22 protein-coding genes are annotated in these 20,025 nt (G+C 63.0%); 16 read left to right on the top strand and 6 right to left on the bottom strand.

Annotated features, from left to right (window positions below; all coding sequences use genetic code 11):
* Positions 1-30 precede the first annotated feature (30 nt).
* The gene (locus DS839_RS11520; protein WP_119270476.1) at positions 31-444 is read left to right on the top strand and encodes a hypothetical protein; all 414 of its coding nucleotides are present in this window, start codon (positions 31-33) and stop codon (positions 442-444) included.
* Between the two features lie 6 nt (positions 445-450).
* Complete coding sequence (locus tag DS839_RS11515) at positions 451-894, top strand: hypothetical protein (RefSeq protein ID WP_368911517.1); 444 nt, start codon at positions 451-453, stop codon at positions 892-894.
* A gap of 93 nt (positions 895-987) precedes the next feature.
* Here the strand turns inward: DS839_RS11515 and DS839_RS11510 are convergent, their stop codons facing one another.
* Positions 988-1,527 carry a GNAT family N-acetyltransferase gene (locus DS839_RS11510; protein WP_119270475.1) on the bottom strand — a complete coding sequence of 180 codons (540 nt, stop codon included), beginning with the start codon at positions 1,525-1,527 and terminating at the stop codon, positions 988-990.
* A gap of 288 nt (positions 1,528-1,815) precedes the next feature.
* Between DS839_RS11510 and DS839_RS11505 the strand changes: the two genes are divergently transcribed.
* From DS839_RS11505 to DS839_RS11495, 3 genes are all read left to right on the top strand, one after another.
* Positions 1,816-3,315 carry a CoA-acylating methylmalonate-semialdehyde dehydrogenase gene (locus tag DS839_RS11505; protein ID WP_119270474.1) on the top strand — a complete coding sequence of 500 codons (1,500 nt, stop codon included), beginning with the start codon at positions 1,816-1,818 and terminating at the stop codon, positions 3,313-3,315.
* A 2-nt stretch (positions 3,316-3,317) separates the two neighbouring features.
* Positions 3,318-3,635: a hypothetical protein gene (locus tag DS839_RS11500; protein ID WP_119270473.1), complete on the top strand. Its 318-nt coding sequence runs from the start codon at positions 3,318-3,320 to the stop codon at positions 3,633-3,635.
* A 165-nt stretch (positions 3,636-3,800) separates the two neighbouring features.
* Positions 3,801-4,112: a hypothetical protein gene (locus DS839_RS11495; protein ID WP_119270472.1), complete on the top strand. Its 312-nt coding sequence runs from the start codon at positions 3,801-3,803 to the stop codon at positions 4,110-4,112.
* Positions 4,113-4,115: 3 nt separating this feature from the next.
* Here the strand turns inward: DS839_RS11495 and DS839_RS11490 are convergent, their stop codons facing one another.
* The 4 genes from DS839_RS11490 to folE all read right to left on the bottom strand — a co-directional run bounded on the left by DS839_RS11490 (position 4,116) and on the right by folE (position 6,474).
* A complete protein-coding gene (locus DS839_RS11490) occupies positions 4,116-4,433 on the bottom strand; it encodes a cupredoxin domain-containing protein (protein WP_119270797.1) in 318 nt (105 codons plus the stop codon).
* 60 nt (positions 4,434-4,493) lie between these two features.
* On the bottom strand, positions 4,494-5,018 hold the full coding sequence (locus DS839_RS11485; protein ID WP_119270471.1) for a DUF4142 domain-containing protein: 525 nt from the start codon (positions 5,016-5,018) through the stop codon (positions 4,494-4,496).
* 97 nt (positions 5,019-5,115) lie between these two features.
* Positions 5,116-5,796, bottom strand: a complete 681-nt coding sequence (locus tag DS839_RS11480) for an RNA polymerase sigma factor (RefSeq protein ID WP_119270470.1) — start codon at positions 5,794-5,796, stop codon at positions 5,116-5,118.
* Positions 5,797-5,850: 54 nt separating this feature from the next.
* Entirely contained in the window at positions 5,851-6,474 is a 624-nt protein-coding gene (folE, locus tag DS839_RS11475; RefSeq protein WP_498063228.1) for a GTP cyclohydrolase I FolE, read from the bottom strand.
* 74 nt (positions 6,475-6,548) lie between these two features.
* Between folE and DS839_RS11470 the strand changes: the two genes are divergently transcribed.
* The 10 genes from DS839_RS11470 (at position 6,549) to lpdA (ending at position 17,808) form a co-directional block, all read left to right on the top strand.
* Positions 6,549-6,740: a hypothetical protein gene (locus DS839_RS11470; RefSeq protein WP_119270469.1), complete on the top strand. Its 192-nt coding sequence runs from the start codon at positions 6,549-6,551 to the stop codon at positions 6,738-6,740.
* 92 nt (positions 6,741-6,832) lie between these two features.
* Positions 6,833-7,144, top strand: coding sequence for a hypothetical protein (locus tag DS839_RS11465; RefSeq protein ID WP_162918455.1), 312 nt, complete (start codon positions 6,833-6,835; stop codon positions 7,142-7,144).
* A 40-nt stretch (positions 7,145-7,184) separates the two neighbouring features.
* Positions 7,185-8,279: a cell division protein ZapE gene (zapE, locus tag DS839_RS11460; RefSeq protein WP_119270467.1), complete on the top strand. Its 1,095-nt coding sequence runs from the start codon at positions 7,185-7,187 to the stop codon at positions 8,277-8,279.
* A gap of 130 nt (positions 8,280-8,409) precedes the next feature.
* The gene (gene mdh, locus DS839_RS11455) at positions 8,410-9,372 is read left to right on the top strand and encodes a malate dehydrogenase (RefSeq protein WP_119270466.1); all 963 of its coding nucleotides are present in this window, start codon (positions 8,410-8,412) and stop codon (positions 9,370-9,372) included.
* 24 nt (positions 9,373-9,396) lie between these two features.
* The gene (gene sucC / locus DS839_RS11450) at positions 9,397-10,569 is read left to right on the top strand and encodes an ADP-forming succinate--CoA ligase subunit beta (RefSeq protein ID WP_119270465.1); all 1,173 of its coding nucleotides are present in this window, start codon (positions 9,397-9,399) and stop codon (positions 10,567-10,569) included.
* A gap of 250 nt (positions 10,570-10,819) precedes the next feature.
* The gene (locus tag DS839_RS11445; protein WP_119270464.1) at positions 10,820-11,191 is read left to right on the top strand and encodes a cupin domain-containing protein; all 372 of its coding nucleotides are present in this window, start codon (positions 10,820-10,822) and stop codon (positions 11,189-11,191) included.
* An 8-nt stretch (positions 11,192-11,199) separates the two neighbouring features.
* Positions 11,200-12,078 carry a succinate--CoA ligase subunit alpha gene (gene sucD, locus DS839_RS11440; protein ID WP_119270463.1) on the top strand — a complete coding sequence of 293 codons (879 nt, stop codon included), beginning with the start codon at positions 11,200-11,202 and terminating at the stop codon, positions 12,076-12,078.
* A 55-nt stretch (positions 12,079-12,133) separates the two neighbouring features.
* Positions 12,134-15,085 (top strand): 2-oxoglutarate dehydrogenase E1 component, encoded by a 2,952-nt coding sequence (locus DS839_RS11435; protein ID WP_119270795.1) that lies wholly within the window; start codon positions 12,134-12,136, stop codon positions 15,083-15,085.
* A 23-nt stretch (positions 15,086-15,108) separates the two neighbouring features.
* Entirely contained in the window at positions 15,109-16,356 is a 1,248-nt protein-coding gene (gene odhB, locus DS839_RS11430) for a 2-oxoglutarate dehydrogenase complex dihydrolipoyllysine-residue succinyltransferase (RefSeq protein ID WP_119270462.1), read from the top strand.
* Between the two features lie 60 nt (positions 16,357-16,416).
* Entirely contained in the window at positions 16,417-17,808 is a 1,392-nt protein-coding gene (gene lpdA / locus DS839_RS11425; RefSeq protein ID WP_119270461.1) for a dihydrolipoyl dehydrogenase, read from the top strand.
* A gap of 235 nt (positions 17,809-18,043) precedes the next feature.
* Here lpdA and DS839_RS11420 read toward each other — a convergent pair whose 3' ends face one another.
* Positions 18,044-19,375, bottom strand: coding sequence for an NAD(P)/FAD-dependent oxidoreductase (locus DS839_RS11420; protein ID WP_119270460.1), 1,332 nt, complete (start codon positions 19,373-19,375; stop codon positions 18,044-18,046).
* A 76-nt stretch (positions 19,376-19,451) separates the two neighbouring features.
* Here DS839_RS11420 and DS839_RS11415 point away from each other — a divergent pair, with 76 nt between their 5' ends.
* Entirely contained in the window at positions 19,452-19,982 is a 531-nt protein-coding gene (locus tag DS839_RS11415; RefSeq protein ID WP_119270459.1) for a GNAT family N-acetyltransferase, read from the top strand.
* Positions 19,983-20,025 lie beyond the last annotated feature (43 nt).

Below are 20,025 nucleotides of genomic sequence, written 5' to 3'. Positions count from 1 at the left end.
GCGCTGACGTGCTCTCCCCAGGAAAGTGCCATGCCGCCCCACGCTCTACCGGAGGCTCCGGCCTTCACCTTGACCTGTCCGGCCAAGAACAGTCCCGACCTCAAGGTCCGGGCGATCAGGGCGCGCGGCAACCTGCCCTTGATGATCGATGACCGGCTGCTCGCCGAAATCGCGCAAGGCGATCTCGTCGAAAGCTGGGAGACCGCCGTCCATCTGTCGGCCGCCGCCCTTGCCGATATGAGCAAGCTTGCGGGCGCGCGCCTCGCCTCGGTGCTCGAAGACAATATCGATGCCGCCGATCTCACCGATGTGGTGAGCGACGCGGCGGTGCTGTTCCTTCTCGCCATGCGCCGCGCCGGTGTGCGCACGCCCGATGAGATCGGCCCATGCACGCTGCTATGGGACGAGGAACGCCGGCAGGAGCTGGTGCTCAAGCGCACCTAGGTATTCATGAGCGATAAAGACTCTTTCATGCCGGCGCCGGAGCTTGGCCGGTCCTTCAGGCCGGGACTCGGCGTCAATCTGCTGATGCGCGATGTCATGGAAGGTGTCCGCTTCGCGAAGGAAGTGCTGGGCGCCACGATCCTGCACGCGAATGAGGATTTCGCCGCCATCCTCTATGGCGAGAGCGTGTGGATGCTGCATCATGACCGCACCTATCGCGGCAATGTGGTCCAGGGGCTCGTCCAAGGCTTCGAAGGGCGCGGCGCCGGCATCGAGCTCAGAGTCTATGGCTGCTCACCCGATCACGCCGAAGCCCGCGCGCGGGCGCAAGGCTTCACGGTGCTCGCGGGATCGATGGACAAGCCGCATGGGCTTCGCGAATGCGTCATCCTCGACCATGAGGGCTATGCCTGGGTTCCGGGCGTCGGTATTCCCGACAAGACAGAATGATGTCCGCCGGATAGGACTTGCCTATCCAGCGCAAGCGCACGCGTTCCTGCTCAGGATCGAGCGGCCGAATGGACGTCCAATAGCGCTCCGACATCAGCGCCGCCAGTCGAAGACCGCGGTGACAAAACCCTGCGCGTCATGGACGAATTCGTCGAGCAGGGACAAGGGCGTGGGGCCGGCCGGCGACATCTCGCCCGTCACCTCGCCTTCGGCGAAAGTCAGGCGCGCGCCGAACTTGCCGGCAATGTGGCGCATCCGGGCATTCTCGCTGAGGCAGATCATATGCAGGCGGGCGATGCCGCGATTCTGCGCAGCCGTGAGGATGCGGTCCATCAGCTCGCTGCCGAGGCCCTGGTCCTGCCAGCCGGCCTCGACCGCGAAGGCCGCTTCGGCATCGGGCGTCGGGCCGCCGAAAATGCTGCGCAATTCGGCGGAAGCGCGGATCTCGCCGCCGACGAGGACGCCGAAGATCGTGGCATCGAGCCGGAAGGCCGTGTCGACATAGGCGTCGATGAACTCATCCGAGGTGACGCCGCCGAAGCGCAGTCGCCGGGCTTCCGGGTCGAGGCGCTTCAGATGGGCGCGCAGCGCCCCCAGATCGCCGATCCACAATTTGCGTAAGGTCTTGTTCATATTAGATAAGTCCGGTCTCAACGAAGTGATTCCGACCTGGACTGTCCATCCCTAACATGACAAGAATTATGCTGCATTGCATCAAAATCAAGGAGAATTTTTGTGCAGTGCATGATGAAAAAGATTGCGTAGCTGGACAAGACGGTCACGGCGATTTGGCGCATGGCCCCGACGCGCAAGGCGCGTCTATAGACCCGCCCGAGATTTCCCCTTTGCCCGATCGCGGGCTAGAGTTGCGCCACGAAACAATGACAGCATGACGCGCAGAAGCGCCATCCGGAGGATCCAATGACCAAGACGATCGGACATTTCATCGGCGGCAAGCGGGTCGAGGGCAAGTCGGGCCGCTTCGGCGATATATTCAACCCGAATACCGGCGAGCTGCAGGCGAAAGTGGCGCTCGCCTCGCAAGCCGAAGTGCATGAGGCCGTGCTCAATGCCAAGGCGGCGCAACCCGCCTGGGCGGCGAAGAATCCGCAAGTGCGCGCCCGCGTGATGATGAAGTTCCTAGAGCTCGCGCATCAGCACCGCGAAGAGCTGGCGCTCTTGATCTCGATGGAGCACGGCAAGACCATTCCCGATGCGCTGGGCGACCTGCAGCGCGGCCTCGAAGTGGTGGAATTCTGCACCGGCATCCCGCATCTCCTCAAAGGCGAGTTCACCGACGGCGCCGGTCCCGGCATCGACATGTATTCGATGCGCCAGCCGCTTGGCGTCGCCGCCGGCATCACGCCGTTCAATTTCCCGGCGATGATCCCGTTGTGGAAGGCGGGACCCGCGATCGCCTGCGGCAATGCCTTCATCCTGAAACCCTCGGAGCGTGATCCTTCCTGCCCGATGCGCCTCGCCGAGCTCTTCGTCGAAGCCGGCCTGCCGCCCGGCATTCTCAATGTCGTCAATGGCGACAAGGAAGCGGTCGATGCCGTGCTCGATGATCCCGATATATCGGCGATCGGCTTCGTCGGCTCGACGCCGATCGCCGAATATGTCTATTCGCGCGGCACCGCGCACGGCAAGCGCGTGCAGTGCTTCGGCGGCGCCAAGAACCACATGATCGTGATGCCCGATGCCGACATGGACAAGGCGGTCGATGCGCTGATCGGCGCCGGCTATGGCTCGGCGGGCGAGCGCTGCATGGCGATCTCGGTCGCGGTGCCGGTCGGCGAGGCGACCGCCAATGCGCTGGTCGAGAAGCTCATCCCGCGCGTCGAGAAGCTGAAGGTCGGGCTGTCGACCGACCGCGAGGCCGATTACGGCCCGCTCGTCACCAAGACGCATCTCGACAAGGTCAAGTCCTATATCGATCTCGGCGTCAAGGAAGGCGCCAAGCTGAAAGTCGACGGCCGCGGCTTCAAGATGCAGGGCTATGAGAACGGCTTCTTCCTCGGCGGCTCGCTGTTCGACAATGTCACCAAGGACATGCGCATCTACAAGGAAGAGATCTTCGGTCCCGTCCTGTCGGTGGTGCGCGCCAAGACCTATGAGGAGGGTCTCGACCTCGCCAATGACCATGAATATGGCAATGGCGTCGCGATCTTCACTCGTGACGGTGATGCGGCGCGCGATTTCGCCGCGCGCGTCCAGGTCGGCATGATCGGCATCAATGTGCCGATCCCGGTGCCGCTCGCCTATCACACCTTCGGCGGCTGGAAGCGCTCGGCCTTCGGCGACCTCAACCAGCACGGGCCCGATGCGGTGCGCTTCTATACTCGCACCAAGACGGTGACCTCGCGCTGGCCCTCCGGCATCAAGGAAGGCGCGCAGTTCTCCATCCCGACGATGCGTTGAGGGTGAAGGAGCTCGCGACAGCCCTCGCCGCGGCACAGGTCCTGTCCTTCAGGCTACCCATGTTGTGGGCGATGTCATTGTCGCCGACGCCGGCGCGTCGCGCCGAGGCGGTGAGGATGATCGTCGAGAAGCAGATGACGGTGGCCGAGGGGCTGAATGCCGCCACCCTTGCCGCCTTCACCGAATGGCTGAAGGTGATGAGCGGGCACGGCCTCCCGGTCGAGACCATGAGCGCGCGCATTGCCGATGCGGCGGTGAAGCCGGGCCGGCGGCGTGTCAAGGCCAATGCGAAGCGGCTCGGACGACGTAAACGGATTTGACTGTTCCCGGGCGAAGCGCCTTGTTCACCTTTCGGTAAGGATTAGGTGCGAGTCTGATGATTCTAGCGCGGAGCGTCGTTTTGATGCTCCGAGGCCCGCCTGACCGACGATAGTGGCGCAAGACCTCCGGCCAAACGGCGTCTCGGACCCGAGATGGAGGTTTGCATGTTGCCGAAGTCTGTCCGGCGCACCGCTTTCATGGCCGTCGCCGTTCTTTTCGCCTTCACCACCCCAAGCCACGCGCAATTCGCCATGTGCGGCGAGCGCGCGGCGATCATCGATCAGCTCAAGACCAAATACCAGGAAAGCCGCCAGGCGGTCGGCCTCATCTCGACCAATGGCGCGGCCGAGCTCTATGTCTCGGAGAAAGGCACCTGGACGATGCTGGTGACATTGGCCAGCGGCAAGAGCTGCATCATCGCCGCCGGCCATAGCTGGGACTCCTCGCCGACCCTGGCGCAAGGCACCGGCATCTGAGCGTCAGGGTCGCACAACGATGCGGCCCTTCATGTTGGGATGAAAGCGGCAGTAATAGTCGACGGCTCCCGCCTGCTCCATGACCACGCTGCCTGATTTCTTCGGCGGCAGCATGACCTCGAAGCCGCCCTTCACCGTGGCGGTGTGCGCGAAGACATCATTGTTGATCCATTCGATCGTGTCGCCTGGCTTCGCCTCGATCTCGGTCGGCGAGAAGGCCATCTTGTCGATGGTGACGCGGAGCGTCTGCGCTTTGGCCGTGCCGGCGCCGATGGGGAGCGCCAGCACGACCCCGAGCAGCATATGCCGTCTCGTGAGCATGAAGTTTCCTTTGCGCATCGGATTATCCGAAAACCGGTTTCCACTTTTCGGTCCGATGCGCTATTTTATCTCGCTCGCGACATGCTCGGCATGCTGCTCATGGCCCTGGAAGATCTTCAGGCCGGTCTCGAGCAGGCTCTTGAGCTCGCCATTGCTGGCGGAAGGGATGAGCAGGGTCTGGAGCGCCCCGTTCACCTGCTTGTGGTAGGCGACCTCATTGTCGACATAGGCCTTGTCATAGGCCGCACCATCGAGCTTGGCGAGCTTCTCGCGCGTGTCGGAGGCCGCCTTCGACAGCGACTGGCTGGTGGCGTTGTCCTCGGGCGTGACATTGAGCTTCGTCACCAAAGCGAGCGCCAGCTTGTTGACCTCTTCGTGGTCGCGCACCATGTCCTCGGCAAAGGCGACGACCGCCTTGTTCTTGGACTTGGCGATGGCCTGCTTCGCCGCCTCGATGTCGATTACGCCGGCGGTGTAGGCGATATGAGCGATCTGAGGATCGCTCGGCTTGTCGGCTGAATGGGCCAGGGGGGCTGCGCCCAAGAGGCACAAAGCGGCGAGCGCCGCAATCGGTCGGATATGCATGGGAGTCTCCTTCATCCGGTTGACAAGAAACCACCGGAGCGTCGTGTTCAGTAACGATGATTGGATGCCGGGCGGACGAAAAGGTTCCCGAAGGGACTCACTCGGAGAAGCCGAGCCGTTTCATCACCGCGGCCGTCAGGCGCTCGCAGCGCCGCCCGGCGAAGGGAAAGGCATCGAGCAGGATGGGTCCGATACGCTCGTCGATTTGCTTGCGCACCAGATCGCGGGCGCGATGCAGCCGGGTCTTCACCGTCTGCGGCTTGAGCTGCAGGAGGTCGGCGGTTTCCTCGATGCTCAAGCCTTCGATCACGCGGGCGACGAACACGGTGCGATAGACATCGGGGAGAGCATCGGTCGCCTGCTCGACAACCTTCAGGATCTGTCTCTGGGCCATGGTGCGCTCCGGATCGTCGCCGCTCGCCGCGAGCGGAAACGGGATGATGCGCGCATCGCTCATGGGCTCGCTCATGATCACCGTGGCGGCACGACGCTTCCGGCGCAAGCGGCCGAGCGCCTCGTTGATGGCGATGCGGGAAAGCCATGTCGCGAGCGATGCTTCGCCGCGAAAGGAGGCGAGATGGGCGAAGGCCGTCACATAGGTCTCCTGGACGACATCTTCCGCCTCGCTGTCATTGCGCATGATGCTGCGGGCCAGGCGATAGAGCTTCTGGTTGTGCATCCGCATGATGGCGCGGAAGGCGCCGGCATCGCGGGCCTGGGCCCGCAAGGCCAGTTCCAGATCGCCAGGGGCTCTTATGTCCGGTTGCAGCTGCGGCATGGCTAACTCCTTACCATTGGATGCGCCATCATGGAAAAGGTTCCCGGAAAACCGTCATCGCCCGATCGAGGAGAGGAATTCGGCCCTGAGGGCGGCATCGTCCCGGAAGGCTCCCAGCATGCGCCGGGTCACCATGCGGCTGCCATGGGCGCGGATGCCGCGCGACGTCATGCAGCCATGCTCGGCCACCAGCACGACGGCAACCCCGCCGGGACTGAGGGCACGGTCGATGGCGGACGCGATGTCGCCGGTCAGGCGCTCCTGGATCTGCAGGCGGCGGGCGCAGGCATCGACCAGCCGCGCGAGCTTCGAGATGCCCACTACGCGGCGGCCCGGCAAATAGGCGACATGCGCCTTGCCGGTGATCGCCGCCAGATGATGCTCGCAGACCGAATGAAACGGGATGTCATGCAGCTCGACCATCTGATCATAATTGCCGGTCTCATCGAAGCTGCGCTGCAGAAGGGTCGCCGGGTCCCGGTCATAGCCGCTGAACCATTCTTCATAGGCGCGGATGACCCGTTGCGGCGTATCGCTCAAGCCAGGCCGCGCCGGATTGTCGCCGGCCCAGCGAATGAGCGTCCGCACCGCCGCCTCGGCCTCGGCGCGTGTCGGCCGCTCCTGATCGGCAAAGCTTTCTTCCTTGCGCCGGCTCGCGGCATTCGCAGGCATATCCATCGGCTTCTCCATCATCACACGGAGTGATTAGATGCCGCTCGGCGGGTTTGGTTCCCGCATTGCATGAAGTCCAGATGAACGGGCCATTCAGGGTGATTGCGCATCATTGTCGCGTCATCAACGAGAAGGCCGTGCTGGAAGTCTATCTCTCGCGCAAGGGCACGTGGACGATGCTGGTGACCGATCCCTCGGGCATCACCTGCATTCTCGCGGCCGGCGATGCCTGGGACGAAGCGCCGATGCTGGCGCAGCGCACGGGAATCTAAATCGGCGAAAGAGGAACTTTCGCAGGGCATCACGCATTAGCTTGCAGATCATTTGCCTGTCTTGCTTTTTTACGACAGGCAAGGAGAGTCCAATGCGTAGGATATCAAAACTTGCGTGCGCTTTTGCGATGTGCACGTTCGCCTTGAGTGCAACGGCTTCCGCTCAAACGCCGCAGCAGCAATGCGCGCCGCGCAACGAAGTCGTCAAGGTGCTGAACGCCAAATACCAGGAGAGCCAGCGGGCGCTGGGGCTCATCAATGAAAAAGCGATGATGGAAGTCTATATTTCGCCGGCCGGCACCTGGACTATGGTGGTCACCAACGAGGCCGGTATCGCCTGCGTGCTCGCCGCCGGCGAAGCGTGGGACGAGATGCCGGCAAAGGCCTTGGGCCCCGCGAGCTGAGCCCCGTTGCGCCCGGGCCCGCGGCACGCCATAAGGCCGCATGGGGTTCTGGGCGGATTATCAGCATAAGATCGAGAATGGAGCGATCAAGCCGGACGAGGCGCAGGCCTTCGTCGCGCGCAAGCTCGACACGCTGGCCGTCGCACTTGCAGACTATGACCCGCATCCCGCAGGTTTCCTCGCCCGTTTGATCGGACGCGAGAACGGCCCGGCGCCCAGAGGCCTTTACATCCAGGGCGATGTCGGGCGCGGCAAGACCATGCTGATGGACATGTTCTATGCGGCGGTGACCGTCGCGCCCAAACGGCGCGTGCATTTCCATGCCTTCATGCAGGACATCCATGCCCGTCTGCATCGGGCGCGCCGCCATTCCAAGGATCCGCTCAAGGACGTGGCGCAGGCGGTCGCGGCGGAGGCGACGCTTCTCTGCCTCGATGAGATGCAGATCGCCGATATTGCCGATGCGATGATCGTCGGGCGCCTGTTCGAGATCCTTTTCGCGCGCGGCACCGTGGTGGTGACGACGTCCAACCTGAAGCCCGACGATCTCTATACGGACGGCCTCAACCGCCAGCTCTTTGTGCCCTTCATTCGCCTCATCGAAGAGAAGCTCGATGTCGTGACGCTTCAAAGCCCGACCGATTACCGGCTCGGGCGGGTGAAGGGACACGAGACCTTCATCCATCCGCTCTCGCCCGAGGCCGACCGCAAGCTTCAGGAATTGTGGGAAAGGCTCACCGACACGGAAAGGGGCGCGCCCAGGACGCTCGACGTGCTCGGCCGGCAGCTCGCCGTCCCGCAAGCGGCACATGGCGCGGCGCGCTTCACTTTCGCCGATCTCTGCGAGGCGCCCCTGGGGCCGCCCGACTATCTCGCCATCGCCGGGAATTTCGGCGCGGTGTTCATCGAGCACATCCCCGTCCTGACGCCCCGCTACCGCAATCCGTCGAAGCGTTTCATCCTGATGATCGACACGCTCTATGACGGGCGTACCCGGCTCGTTGCCTCGGCCGCAGCACCCCCCGAGGCGCTCTACAGCGAGGGCCATCACATTAAGGAATTCGCGCGTACGGTTTCGCGCCTCAAGGAAATGCAGTCCGCCTCCTGGTGGGGTGCAAAAATCGTCGAAACTTGACGTTTTGGTCAGGAATCAAGTCTTGATGCTGTCACGCCGGGGGAGTACAGCTTGCGTCGCTTTTGCACTGCGAAAGGGCGCGCGTGATCTCTGGGGAACGCGTTGACCTGCGCGTCACAGGGAAATCGAAATGGCACGAAACAAAATTGCGCTGATCGGCGGTGGCATGATCGGCGGGACTCTCGCACATCTGGCCGCCTTGAAGGAGCTGGGCGACATCACGGTTTTCGACATCGCCGAGGGCCTGCCGCAGGGAAAATCGCTCGATATCGCGCAATCCGGCCCGGTCGAAGGGTTCGATGCCAAGCTTTCCGGCACCAACAGATATGAAGCGATCGAGGGCGCCGATGTGGTGATCGTCACGGCGGGCGTGCCGCGCAAGCCCGGCATGAGCCGCGACGACCTGCTCGAGATCAATCTCAAGGTCATGGCGCAGGTCGGCGCCGGCATCGCCAAATACGCGCCCAAGGCCTTCGTCATCTGCATCACCAACCCGCTCGACGTGATGGTCTGGGCCTTGCAGAAATATTCCAATCTTCCCGCCAATAAGGTGGTCGGCATGGCGGGCGTGCTCGATTCCGCCCGCTTCCGGCATTTCCTCGCCGAGGAGTTCAACGTGTCGGTCGAGGACGTGACCGGTTTCGTGCTCGGCGGCCATGGCGACTCGATGGTGCCGCTGACGCGCTATTCGACGGTGGCCGGCATCCCGGTGCCCGATCTCGTCCAGATGAAATGGACGACGCAGCAGCGCATCGACCAGATCGTGCAGCGCACCCGCGACGGCGGGGCCGAGATCGTCGGCCTGCTCAAGACGGGCTCGGCCTATTATGCGCCCGCGACGTCGGCGATCGCGATGGCCGATTCCTATCTCAAGGACAAGAAGCGCGTGCTGCCCTGCGCCGCCCAGCTCAACGGACAATATGGCGTCGATAATCTCTATGTCGGCGTGCCGGTGGTGATCGGCGCCAACGGCGTCGAGCGCATCGTCGAGATCAGGCTCGATTCGGAAGAGAAGATCGCATTCAAGAAGTCGGTCGATGCGGTGAAGAGCCTGATGGACGCGGCGAAGAAGATCGCCCCCGATCTCGCGTGACGTGACTGAAAGAAGAGAGCGGCCATGAACATTCACGAATATCAGGCCAAGCAGGTTCTCAAGGCCTATGGCGTGCCGGTGGCGAAAGGCCTTCCCGCCTTCACGGTCGATGAGGCGGTGAAGGTGGCGCAGGAGCAGGGCGGCCCGGTCTGGGTGGTCAAGGCGCAGATCCATGCCGGCGGCCGCGGCAAGGCCGGCGGCGTCAAGGTGGTCAAATCCCTCGATGACGTGAAGAGCGAAGCCAAGCGGCTCCTGGGCTCGACGCTCGTCACCCATCAGACGGGGCCTCAGGGCAAGGTGGTGCAGCGGCTCTATGTCGAAGAGGGCTCGGCCATCGACAAGGAGTTCTACCTGGCGCTCCTCGTCGACCGCGAGACTTCCCGGCTCGCTTTCGTCGTCTCGACCGAAGGCGGCATGGATATCGAGAAAGTGGCGCATGACACGCCGGAGAAGATCGTCACCGTCTCGATCGATCCCGCCACCAATATCTGCCCGCATCACGTGCGCTCGATCGCCAAGGCGCTGAAGCTGCCCTTAGGTGGCCCGCAACAGAAGCAGCTCGCCAAGCTCGTCTCCGACTTGTATCGCGCCTTCGTCGACAAAGATATGAGCCTGCTCGAGATCAATCCGCTGATCGTCACCAAGGCCGGCGACATCCTCTGCCTCGACGCCAAGATCAATTTCGACAGCAACGCGCTCGACCGCCATCCCGACATCAAGGAACTGCGCGATCTCAGCGAAGAGGATCCCAAGGAGATCGAGGCGTCGAAATTCGATCTCTCCTATGTCGCGCTCGACGGGACGATCGGCTGCATGGTGAACGGCGCCGGCCTCGCCATGGCGACCATGGACATCATCAAGCTCTATGGTTCGGAGCCGGCGAACTTCCTCGATGTCGGCGGGGGCGCCTCAAAGGAGAAGGTGGCGGCGGCGTTCAAGATCATCACCGCCGATCCCAAGGTGAAGGGCATCCTGGTCAACATCTTCGGCGGCATCATGAAATGCGACATCATCGCCGAAGGCGTGGTGGCGGCGGTGAAGGAAGTCGGCCTCAAGGTGCCGCTGGTCGTGCGCCTCGAGGGCACCAATGTCGAGCTCGGCAAGCAGATCCTGCGCGACTCCAAGCTCAATGTGATCCCCGCCGATGATCTCGACGACGCGGCGCAGAAGATCGTGAAAGCGGTGGGGAAAGGGTGATGGCGCGTCATCAACATCTCTCCCGAATTTTCCCTTCTCCCGCGCGCAGCGTGGGAGAAGGTGCCCGAAGGGCGGATGAGGGCTCTTTCTCAAAGCAGGCAAAGCTCTCAAAGGCCCTTCGTGTTGCAGGCAAAGAGCCCTCACCCGGCCTTCGGCCACCCTCTCCCATTGCTTCGCAACGGGAGAGGGGGAAAGTCGGAGGCGCCCGCAAGGGGGAGGGGAATTTTGTGCAACCGACGAGGAGCGTTTGATGCCCCCGCGCGCGATCAATCTCCTCGAAGCCGCCGACCGCAAGATCAGCAAGGTCTTCGATCCGCATATTGCGGGTGACGTGAACGACGCGCAGGCCAAGGTGGCGAAGTTCGGCGAGGCCTTCGACTGGCACGCGCATGAGCAGGAAGACGAGGCCTTCCTCGTCCTGCGCGGCCGGATCGCCATCGATTTCCGCGACGGCTCGGTCGAGCTCGCCGAGAATGATTTCATCGTCGTGCCGAAAGGCGTCGAGCACCGGCCGCGCTCGCTCACCAAAGAGCCGGTCGTGCTGATGTTCGAGCCGGCGACGACGCTCAATACCGGGAACGCCACAAGCGATCTCACCGTCACTGATTTGAAGCGGCTTTAGGGAGCAGAATGTCCATCCTGATCGGCAAGAATACCAAGGTCATCTGCCAGGGCATCACCGGCAATAACGGGACGTTCCATACCGAGCAGGCGATCGCCTACGGCACCAAGATGGTGGCGGGGGTCACGCCGGGCAAAGGCGGCATCACCCATGTCGGCCTGCCCGTCTATGACACGGTCGCCGAAGCGCGCGACGCGACGGGGGCCGACGCGACCGTCATCTATGTGCCGCCGGCCTTCGCGGCGGACGCCATCTCGGAAGCGATCGAGGCCGAAATCCCGCTCATCGTCTGCATCACCGAGGGCATTCCGGTCATGGACATGGTCAAGGTGAAACGGGCGCTCTCGGGCTCGAAATCGCGCCTCGTCGGGCCCAACTGCCCGGGCATCCTGACGCCGGGTGAGTGCAAGATCGGCATCATGCCGGGCAATATCTTCAAGAAGGGCTCGGTCGGCATCGTGTCGCGCTCGGGCACCCTCACTTATGAGGCGGTGTTCCAGACGACGCAGGAGGGCCTCGGCCAGACGACCGCCGTCGGCATTGGCGGCGACCCGGTGAAGGGCACCGAATTCATCGATGTGCTCGAGATGTTCTTGAGCGACCCAGAGACGGAATCGATCATCATGATCGGCGAGATCGGCGGTTCCGCCGAGGAGGACGCGGCGGAATTCATCCGTAAATCGAAAGTTAAGAAACCCATGGTCGGCTTCATTGCCGGGCGCACGGCACCGCCCGGACGGCGCATGGGCCATGCCGGCGCCATCATCTCGGGCGGCAAAGGCAAGGCCGAGACGAAGATCGAAGCGATGAAGCACGCGGGCATCGCCATATCGGATTCCCCCGCCGCCCTTGGAAAGACATTAAAGCGTGTCTTGAAAGGCAAGTGATGAGTTCTATGTTGACATAAGGAGGGCCGGACAGGGTTCCCGGTTCTTGATGGAAATGAACAAGACTGATCTGACGACCGCGTTCGAACAAACTTCCTTCCTTTATGGCGGCAACGCCCAGTTCATCGAGCAGCTCTACGCGAAATACCTCGAGAGTCCGGCATCCGTCGATCCGGCTTGGCGGCAGTTCTTCTCGACCCTCGCCGACGACAAGGACGCCGCGAAGAAGCAGCTCAAAGGCCCGTCCTGGGCGAGGCCCGACTGGCCGCAGGCTCAGAATGGCGAGCTGATCTCGGCCTTCGATTCGAACTGGCCGGCGGCCGAGGCGCAAGTCGGCGCCAAGATCGCCGCCAAGGCGAAGGACAAGGGCCAGGCCCTCACCATCGAGGAAGTGCGCAAGGCGACGATGGACTCGGTCCGCGCGCTGATGATGATCCGCGCCTACCGCATGCGCGGCCATCTCGCCGCCGATCTCGATCCGTTGCGGTTGCGCGAGCCCATTCCCCAGCCCGAGCTCGATCCGAAATCCTACGGTTTCACCGAGGCCGATCTCGACCGCCCGATCTTCATCGACAAGGTCCTGGGGCTGGAGCAGGCGACGATCCGGCAAATGGTCGACATCCTGCAGCGCACCTACTGCAATACGATCGGCGTCGAATTCATGCATATTTCGGATCCCGACCAGAAGGCCTGGATCCAGGAGCGCATCGAAGGTCCGGACAAGGAGATCACCTTCACGCCCGAGGGCAAGACCGCCATCCTCAACCGGCTCATCGCCGCGGAAGGCTTCGAGCACTTCCTCAATGTGAAATATACCGGCACCAAGCGCTTCGGCCTCGATGGCGCCGAATCGATGATCCCGGCGCTCGAGCAGATCATCAAGCGCGGCGGCCAGCTCGGCCTCCAGGAGATCGTGCTCGGCATGGCGCATCGCGGCCGCCTCAATGTGCTCGCCAATCTGATGAAAAAGCCGTTCTCGGCGATCTTCCATGAATTCAAGGGCGGATCGTCGACGCCTGACGAGGTCGAAGGCTCGGGCGACGTCAAATACCATCTGGGCTCGTCGTCGGACCGCGAGTTCGACGGCAACCGCGTGCATCTCTCGCTTACCGCCAATCCGTCCCATCTCGAGATCGTCGATCCCGTCGTGCTCGGCAAGGCGCGCGCCAAGCAGGACCAGCGCGGCGACAAGGAGCGCACCAGCGTGCTGCCGCTCATCATCCACGGCGATGCGGCCTTCGCCGGCCAGGGCGTGGTGGCGGAATGTTTCGGCCTGTCGGGCCTCAGGGGCCACCGCTCCGGCGGCTCTGTCCATTTCATCGTCAACAACCAGATCGGCTTCACCACCAGCCCGTTCTGGGCGCGCTCCTCGCCCTATCCATCGGACGTCGCCAAGATGATCGAGGCGCCGATCTTCCATGTGAATGGCGATGATCCGGAAGCGGTGGTGTTCGCGGCCAAGATCGCCATCGAGTTTCGCCAGAAGTTCAGGAAGCCGGTGGTCATCGATTTGTTCTGCTACCGCCGCTTCGGCCACAATGAATCGGACGAGCCGTCCTTCACCCAGCCCCTGATGTACAAGCGCATCGCCGCGCATCAGACGGTGGTGGCGCTCTATGGCAAGCGGCTCATCGACGGGGGCGTGCTCACGCCCGAGCAGTTCGACCAGATGAAGGCCGAATACCGCCGCCGGCTCGACGACGATTTCTCGGCGTCGGAATCCTATCGCGCCAACAAGGCCGACTGGCTCGACGGGCGCTGGGCGCATCTGAGCTACGCCAAGGATCATGACGATCCGCGCCGCGGCCAGACCGGCTATGATCTCACCAAGCTCAAGGAGATCGGCCTCAAGCTCACCAAGGTGCCGAAGAGTTTCAAGCCGCACCGCACCTTGCAGCGTGTGCTCGACGCAAGGCGCAAGACGATCGAGGAGGGCCAGGGCATCGACTGGGCGATGGCCGAGCAGCTCGCTTTCGGCGCACTGTTGCAGGAAGGTTTTCCGGTCAGGCTCTCGGGCCAGGACGTGCAGCGCGGCACCTTCTCGCAGCGCCATGCGGTGCTGGTCGACCAGGAGACGGAAAAGCGCTTCACGCCGCTCAACCATCTCGTCAAGCATCAGACGGTCAAGATCAATGTGATCAATTCGATGCTGTCGGAAGAGGCGGTGCTCGGCTTCGAATATGGCTATTCGCTGGCCGAGCCCAACACGCTGGTGCTGTGGGAGGCGCAGTTCGGCGACTTCGCCAATGGCGCGCAAGTGGTGTTCGACCAGTTCCTGTCCTCGGGCGAGCGCAAATGGCTGCGCATGTCGGGCCTCGTCTGCCTCCTGCCGCATGGCTATGAGGGCCAGGGGCCGGAACATTCCTCGGCCCGGCTCGAGCGCTATCTGCAGATGTGCGCCGAGGACAATATGCAAGTGGCGAACTGTACGACGCCCGCCAATTACTTCCATATCCTCAGGCGCCAGCTCAAGCGCGACATCCGCAAGCCGCTCATCCTGATGACGCCCAAGTCGCTGCTGCGCCACAAACGGGTCGTCTCGCAGCTTTCGGAAATGGGGCCCGAAACCTATTTCCATCGTCTCCTGTGGGACGATGCGCAATATGGCGGCGGGCTCGTCGCCGACGACCAGATCCGGCGCGTGGTGCTGTGCTCCGGCAAGGTCTATTACGACCTTTATGAAGAGCGCGAGAAGCGCGGGATCAAGGACGTCTATCTGCTCCGCGTCGAGCAGCTCTATCCCTGGCCGCACAAGGCGCTCATCCAGGAACTTGGCCGCTTCAAGCAGGCCGAGATGGTGTGGTGCCAGGAAGAGCCGCAGAATATGGGCGCCTGGACCTTCGTCCAGCCCGGCATCGAGCGCGCTCTCGACTTCATCAATGCTCAGCACCGCAGACCGCGCTATGTGGGCCGCGCCGCATCGGCCGCCACCGCGACGGGCCTGATGACCAAGCATCAAAAGGAACTGAAAGCGCTTCTCGACGACGCGCTGGTGTTCCGATCCTAACGACGGGAAAAACAGGACAGGCCATGGCAAAGGAAATCCGCGTCCCGCAGCTCGGTGAATCGGTCACCGAGGCGACGATCGGCAAATGGTTCAAGACGCAAGGCGATGCGGTGAAGGCGGATGAGCCGCTGGTCGAGCTCGAGACCGACAAGGTGACGGTGGAAGTGCCGGCGCCGGCCTCGGGCGTCCTGTCGTCCGTCGCGGCTCAGCCCGGCCAGACCGTGAATGTCGGCGCGTTGCTCGGCGCGATCGAGGAGGGTGCTGCCGCTGCCGTCGCGCCCAAGGCCGAGGCGAGACTTGCGAAAGCCGAAGAACCGAAGAAAGTGGCCGAGCCTCAGGCTCAGCCCGTAAGCGGCGAGGCCAAGCCTTTGTCGCCGGCAGTGCGCAAGATCGTCGAGGAGAACAGGCTCGATCCCGGCGCCATTGCCGGCACCGGCAAGGATGGCCGTCTCACCAAGGGCGATGTGCTGGCGGAGGTTGCGAAGCCTGCGCCGCCGCCCGCGATCCAGTTGCCGCCGGTGGCACCGCCGCAGCCTTCGGCGCCCAGGGCTCCGTCGCCCCAGGCCGATGCCGAGCGCGAGGAGCGCGTACGCATGTCGAGGCTCCGCCTGACGATCGCGCGCCGCCTCAAGGACGCGCAGAATACCGCCGCGATGCTTACCACCTTCAACGAGGTGGACATGACCGATGTCATGGCGCTGCGCAATCAATACAAGGAACTGTTCGAGAAGAAGCATGGCGTTAAGCTCGGCTTCATGAGCTTCTTCGTGAAGGCGGTCGTCCATGCGCTGAAGGAGATCCCCGCCGTCAATGCCGAGATCGACGGCGATGACATCGTCTACAAGAACTACTATCACATCGGCGTCGCGGTCGGCACCGAGAAAGGTCTCGTCGTCCCGGTGGTGCGCGATGCCGACCGGCTGTCCTTCGCCCAGATCGAAAAGACGATCAACGACTTCGGCAAGAGGGCGCGCGACGGGCAGTTGCAGATCGCCGAGATGCAGGGCGGCACCTTCACCATCTCGAATGGCGGCGTCTATGGTTCGTTGATGTCGACGCCGATCCTCAACGCGCCGCAATCGGGCATCCTCGGCATGCACAAGATCCAGGAACGGCCGATGGCGATGGGCGGCCAAGTGGTGATCCGCCCGATGATGTATCTCGCCCTCTCCTATGATCACCGCATCGTCGACGGCAAGGAAGCCGTCACCTTCCTGGTGCGTGTCAAGGAAGGTCTCGAGGACCCGCAGCGCTCGCTGCTCGATCTTTAATCCGCTGACCTCCATGGCCGCCCTTGAGGCGGCCATCCAGTCCCAGTGAGGCATTCTGAAATGGCTGACCCCTTCGACATCACCATCATCGGCACCGGACCTGCGGGCTATGTGTGCGCCATCCGCGCCGCCCAGCTCGGCATGAAAGTGGCGGTGATTGAGAAACGCGCCACCCATGGCGGCACCTGCCTCAATATCGGCTGCATCCCGTCCAAGGCGCTGCTGCATGCGTCCGAGCTGTTCGCCGAGGCCAGGCATTCCTTCGCCAAGATGGGCATCGGCGTGACACCCTCGCTCGATCTCGGCCAGATGCTGAAATTCAAGCAGGAGGCGATCGACGGCAACACCAAGGGCATCGACTTCCTGTTCAAGAAGAACAAGATCACGCCGATCCGCGGCACCGCGAAGATCTTGGGCCCCGGCAAGATCCAGGTCGACGGCAAGGATATCGTCGAGACGAAGACCATCGTCATCGCGACGGGCTCCGATGTCGCCGGCCTCAAGGGCGTCGAGATCGACGAAAAGCAGATCGTGTCCTCGACCGGTGCGCTCATGCTCGAGAAGGTGCCGGAAAATCTCGTGGTGATCGGCGCCGGCGTGATCGGGCTCGAGCTCGGCTCGGTCTGGTCGAGGCTCGGCGCCAAGGTCACGGTGATCGAATATCTCGACCGCATCCTGCCCGGCATGGATCTCGAGACGGCCAAGAATTTCCAGCGCCTCCTCACCAAGCAAGGTGTCGCCTTCAAGCTCGCGAGCAAGGTAACGGGAGCGGAGAAGGGGAAGACCAAGGTCAAGCTCACCGTCGAGCCGGCGGCGGGCGGCACAGCTGAGACGATCGAGGCCGATACGGTCCTTCTCGCCATCGGGCGCGTGCCTTACACGAACGGCCTCGGCCTCGAGGAGGCGGGTGTCAAGCGCGACGCCAAGGGCCGCATCGAGGTGGGAGCGCATTTCGAAACGAATGTGCCCGGTATCTATGCGATCGGCGATGTCATTCGCGGCCCCATGCTGGCGCATAAGGGCGAGGACGAAGGCGTCGCGCTGGCGGAATTGCTCGCAGGGCAAGCCGGTCACGTGAACTATGACGTCATACCGAGCGTCGTCTACACCTCGCCCGAGATCGCGGCGGTCGGCAAGACCGAGGAAGAGCTCAAGGCCGAGGGCATCGACTACAAGGCCGGCAAATTCCTGTTCCTCGCCAATGGCCGCGCCAAGGCCAATCAGACGACCGACGGCTTCGTGAAGATCCTCGCCGATGCCAAGACCGACCGCGTATTGGGCGCCCATATTTTGGGCCCGCAAGCGGGCGAGCTCATCCATGAAGTGGCGGTGCTGATGGAGTTCGGCGGTTCGGCCGAAGACCTGGCGCGCACCTGCCATGCCCATCCGACACTCGCCGAAGCCGTGAAGGAAGCGGCACTCGCCGTCGCGGGCCGCGCGATCCATTCGTAAGGCAAGTCGTTCGCTACTAATTTCGTCGGGGTGACGGATGAGAGAGTGTGCGCCGCGGGAAGAGCGATATACTCGTAAATCGCCTCGGTGTTTCCCTGCTCCATGGGCGGCCATTTTTCACCGCAGGCCATAGGAATCATTGGGCTATTCCACAGAATCCCCGGGCCTCGGAGGCGCATTTTCGCGATTTTCCCTGTATTTACCCTGTATCCAGGCGGGGCGCCGGCGCGATCCTCTACAACCCCGTCGTCGGCTGCGGGTTGGTGCCGTCGAAATAGCGCGAATAGCGGAAGGGCTCCGGGTCGACGCAAGGCGTCGAGCCGGTGACGAGATCGGCCGTGAGCTTGCCGGCGCCGGGACCGAGCCCAAAACCATGGCCGGAGAAGCCCGAAGCCAGGAAGAGTCCCGGCAATTTCGCGATCGGCGACATTACCGGCACCGCATCGGGCGTCGCATCGATGACGCCGGCCCAACGATCGGCGATCTCCATGTCGCGGAAGACGGGGAAATAGTCCTTGAGGCTCGCCGCCGCCTCATTGAGGATCGAGATGACGGGCTCGGGATCGAGGATGCGCACTTCTTCGAAGGGCGACCTCTCATCGAGCGCCCAACGGCGCTTGAGCCGGGCCTCGTCGAGGAAGCGCTGGCCTAACCTCAGGCGCAAGCCGCTCCAGTCGACCTTGAGCGCGGGCAGGAATTCGCGGAACAGGCGGAAGGAATCGGGCACGATATCGGCGACCGACAGATGCCGGTGGGCGATCGTGTAGCCACCATCATGGCGCCTGCGGAGCGAGAATTTGCCGGCCGAGCAGGAGCGTTCGAGCGGTGTCTCGATGGGCTTCGAGCGCATCACCGAATTGACCACGCTCAATTGCGGGAAGGGGATGTCGAGATTGCCGAGGAAGCGGCGCGACCAGGCGCCGCCCGCGAGCACGACCGTGTCGCAGGCGATGCGGCCCTTCTCGGTGACGACGGCCGATATCCTGCCGGCAGAGGTTTCAACTCCGCGCACGGCGCATTGGGTGAGGATCTTGGCGCCCTTCTTGCGCGCACCATGGGCGATGGCGGGTGCGGCCATGAACGGCTCGGCACGGCCGTCGGCAAACGAGAAGAGTGCGCCTTTCCACCGTCGAGTGGAGCCGGGCTGGAGCTCGGCTGCCTCCGCGCCCGAGACGATGCGGGTCGCGAGATTGAACGGGCGCGCGTTCTTCTCATACCACTTCTCTCGTGTCGCCAATTCTTCATCGGTCTCGCAGAGATAGATGATGCCGCATTGGCGGAAGCCGGTCTCGGCGCCGATGCGCTCATTCATGCCGCGCCAGGCATTGAGCGCCACCAGGATCAGCGGAATCTCTCGGATGTCGCGATTCGCCTGCCGGCACCAGCCCCAATTGCGGCTCGATTGCTCGCCGGCGATGACGCCTTTCTCGATCAGCGTCACATCGACGCCGCGCTCGGCGAGCTCGAGCGCCGTCGCCGTGCCGATGATGCCGCCGCCGATGACGGCGACCGCTGTCTGTTTCGGCAATTCGGTATCGGAATAGACGGGATCGGGTGTGACGGGCATAGTGGGAGATTGGTTGACGTCCATTACTTTCGTAGCCTGCCGCGCGGAAAAGCTCCACAAGACATTGGTAATAGGTATGGCAACACATCAACTTCCGATTCCGGGTACTGCTCCCACGCTTACAACCGAGCGACTCAGGCTGCGTCCTATCGTTCTTGATGACTTTGCCGAATATGCGAAGTTGATGGCCTCTTCGCGTTCGGAATATATGGGCGGGCCTTTCGACACGGCAGCTGCCTGGGGTCTGTTCTGTCATGAAGTTGCTCTTTGGCATCTGGCCGGCCATGGCGGCTTGTCGGTTGAACTTCGTTCAACTGGAGCATGCGTCGGCCAGGTCGAGATAAATCACGGTCCGCTTTTTCCCGAACGTGAGCTCGGCTGGCAGGTTTACGAAGAATATGAAGGCAACGGATACATAACGGAAGCTGCCGGAGCCCTGCTGGGCTGGGCGTTCAGCGAGCTCAAAGTGACCACCCTTGTCAGCTATGTCGACCCGAACAATATCCGTTCAGTCGCCGTCGCGAAGCGTTTGGGCGGCGTCCTGGACCCTTCCGCGCAAAAGCAGGACGAGGGCGATCTCGTCTTTCGCTATACGCAGCGATACTAGCCAAAGTCAGGCGCGAGGATGCGCCTTGGCACATTGCGCGAGG

Source organism: Taklimakanibacter deserti (genome assembly GCA_003574785.1).
Note: the sequence above shows the minus strand (reverse complement) of the source record. Positions and strands in the feature narration are given on the sequence as shown.